The following is a 3,273-nucleotide window of genomic DNA, read 5'->3' as shown; positions in this document are numbered from 1 at the left end:
TACTGCATAAAAATCACTCGAACTGACGCTTTTAATAATTACACCCAACGGGTTTATATAGTATAATTCTCTTGTTAAGTAATAAATAAATTATTTTTTTAATATTCCAATTTGTCATCCTATGTTTGCAAAATAGTTTTGTTTTTATTTTAAAAGATAATTGAGAAACAAAAAAAAAACTATTAAATGAGTTTTACATGAATTACGAAATTATTTTATCATTTATTGGAGCGTCTATGTTACTAACATTAATGCCCGGACCTGATATTATTTATGTGTTGGTACAAAGTGTCACCAATGGTAAAAAATATGGAATAGCTACTTCATTTGGTTTAGTTTCAGGAATTATCATTCACACTTCTTTGGTAGCTTTTGGAGTTTCAGCGATACTTAAACAATCAGAAAGTTTATTTTTTTCCATAAAGTTATTTGGAGCCTTATATTTATTGTATTTGGCTTACCAAACGTATGCATCCAACGAAGAAGTATTATTAAATGCCAAGGCCGAAAAAAAAGGCTTACTAAAGTTATTTAAGCAAGGATTCATAATGAATGTATTAAACCCTAAAGTTTCCATTTTCTTTCTAGCGTTTTTTCCAGGATTTTTATACAGTTCAACTCAGAGTACCATTATTCAATTTTATGTTTTAGGCGGGTTATTTATGTTACAAGCATTACTCATATTTTCAATAGTTTCGGTATTGTCAGGAAATTTCGCTTCTTATTTAAAAAACCACCCTACTTTTAATTCAAAAATTAAATGGTTTAAAATATTGATTTTTGTGTGGATTTCAATTTTCATCTTTTTTTCTTAATAGGTTTTGTATATTTGAGTGCGCATGAGAAAAGTAAAAATTATAGAATGCCCAAGAGATGCTATGCAAGGCATAAAATCGCATTTTATTACTACTGAAGCTAAAGCTCAATACATAAATGCTTTGTTGAGAGTAGGTTTTGATACCATAGATTTTGGAAGTTTTGTTTCACCGAAAGCAATTCCACAAATGCGTGATACTTCGCAAGTACTAGCTAAACTGGATTTAAGTAAAACAGAAAGTAAATTATTGGCTATTGTTGCCAATGTTCGTGGTGCTGAAGATGCTTCACAGTTTGAGGAAATTGATTATTTGGGGTTTCCTTTTTCTATTTCAGAAAATTTTCAAATGCGTAATACAGGTAAAACTATAGCGCAATCGATTAAAATAATTGATGAACTTTTAACTATTTCTGCCAAAACCAATAAAGAAATAGTAACATATTTATCAATGGGTTTTGGAAATCCGTATGGTGATCCTTGGAACGTTGAAATTGTTTCAGAATGGACTGAAAAACTTTCCAACATGGGAATTACTATTTTATCGTTGTCAGATACTGTTGGAAGTTCAACACCTGAAATTATTGAGCATCTATTCTCAAATTTAATTCCAGCTTATCCAAATATTGAGTTTGGGGCGCATTTACATACCACACCAACAACCTGGTTTGAAAAAGTTGATGCTGCTTACAAAGCGGGTTGCAACCGATTTGATGGTGCTATAAAAGGATATGGTGGCTGCCCTATGGCAAAAGACGAACTTACGGGAAATATGCCCACCGAAAAATTGATTTCTTATTTCAATCAACAAAAAAGTTTCACCAATATTCAGGCTATGAGCTTTGAAAGTGCCTACAATGAGGCTTTAAAGATTTTTTCGTAAACTTCATTATTTCAATCAGTTAAAAATACATCAAGTTTAAAAAGATGACATAAGTCATACTATTTAGAATTAATCTAAATAATACTTTTGTAATATATGTTACTTATTTATATTTGCACTATTATTAAGAATAAGTCTAAATAAAATTAACAATCAAAAATGAAAAAAATACAATTACTTTTAGCAGCAGTATTAATTACTTTAATTGGGTATTCACAAGAAGATATAACCAATGATTATCAAAATTCTGGAAATAAATTATTGAATGACAACCTTCCAAAAGGTATTACAATTGGAGGTTATGGACAAATTGATTACAATGAATACGATGGTTCAAAAGCAGGAAAATTAGATATACATCGTTTAGTTTTGTTGTTTGGTTACAAGTTTAGTGATAAAGTTAGTTTCTTAACTGAAATTGAATACGAACATGTTCAAGAAGTATATGTTGAACAGGCATATTTAAAATATAAATTAAGTGAGAGCACTAATTTATTAGCCGGTTTAATGTTAGTTCCAATGGGAATTATTAATGAATATCATGAGCCTACAACATTTTATGGTGTTGAACGCCCTAATGTTGATAACGTAATTGTACCAACAACTTGGAGAGAATTAGGTGTTGGTATATCTGGAAAAATTGATAATGCTTCATTAAAATATCAAGCATATATATTTAATGGGTTTAAGTCTTATGCTGATGGAGCAGGATTTTTAAAAGGATCTAATGGATTGCGTTCTGGTCGTCAAAAAGGAGCAGAATCAACAGTTAGTTCTCCAAACTTTTCTACAAAATTAGATTACTACGGTATTTCAGGATTACGAGTTGGTTTATCAGGTTATTTTGGAGATACTCAAACGGATGATACTGGTATAGAAGGATCAACAGTTGGTGTAACTATGATTGGATTAGATGCTCGTTATACATACAATAACCTTGAATTAAGAGGTCAATATATTTCAGCTAGTTTATCAGATACGGAGGATTATAATACATTAACAGGTAAAGATTTAGGGTCTAAAATGACTGGTTTATACGGTGAAATTGCATATAGTTTTGATTTGAAAGGTGAAGAGAAATTAACTCCTTTTGTACGTTACGAAAAGTATAATACACATGCTGAAACAGTTGGTTCTTTAGTTGCGAACCAAGCATTCGATAAAAACGAACTAGTTTTCGGTTTGAATTATAAGGTTGCAAATGGAGCAGCTTTTAAAATGGATTATCAGTTAGTGAATAATGCAGTTTCAGGAAGCGATACTTCTAAGCAATTTAATGCTGGAATCGCAATCTGGTTCTAATATAATTAATATTGAGAAAGGCTCCAAATTATTTATAATAGCCATGAATTTATTTGGAGTCTATTTTCAATTTTAAAAAATGTTGTTTTGTTTGTCAAACTTAGCTTTTCGAAGATTTCAATAATCGTTTTAACCAATTTATTCGACAAGTTTAATATGACAGCAGGTATATTTTACAATAAACCTTTTAAATTAATAAGTTTTATAAATTTTACATTTTAATAGCATGAAAAGAATAGTGTTCATAACAATTTTAGTTTTAATAACATCAGGT

3 protein-coding genes are annotated in these 3,273 nt (G+C 29.9%); all 3 read left to right on the top strand.

The features are described 5' to 3' along the window. Nucleotides 1-197: 197 nt before the first annotated feature. The 3 genes from Q0352_RS02095 (at nucleotide 198) to Q0352_RS02085 (ending at nucleotide 2,999) form a co-directional block, all read left to right on the top strand. Entirely contained in the window at nucleotides 198-815 is a 618-nt protein-coding gene (locus tag Q0352_RS02095; RefSeq protein ID WP_299522852.1) for a LysE family translocator, read from the top strand. A gap of 24 nt (nucleotides 816-839) precedes the next feature. Further along, nucleotides 840-1,697, top strand: a complete 858-nt coding sequence (locus Q0352_RS02090) for a hydroxymethylglutaryl-CoA lyase (protein ID WP_299522849.1) — start codon at nucleotides 840-842, stop codon at nucleotides 1,695-1,697. 159 nt (nucleotides 1,698-1,856) lie between these two features. Further along, on the top strand, nucleotides 1,857-2,999 hold the full coding sequence (locus Q0352_RS02085; protein WP_299522847.1) for a hypothetical protein: 1,143 nt from the start codon (nucleotides 1,857-1,859) through the stop codon (nucleotides 2,997-2,999). Nucleotides 3,000-3,273 lie beyond the last annotated feature (274 nt).

The sequence above is a fragment of the uncultured Lutibacter sp. genome (genome assembly GCF_937891065.1).
In the GTDB taxonomy this organism is placed as follows: Bacteria; Bacteroidota; Bacteroidia; order Flavobacteriales; family Flavobacteriaceae; genus Lutibacter.
The sequence above is the reverse complement of the archived record's forward strand: the minus strand, read 5'-3'. Positions and strand labels throughout refer to the sequence as shown.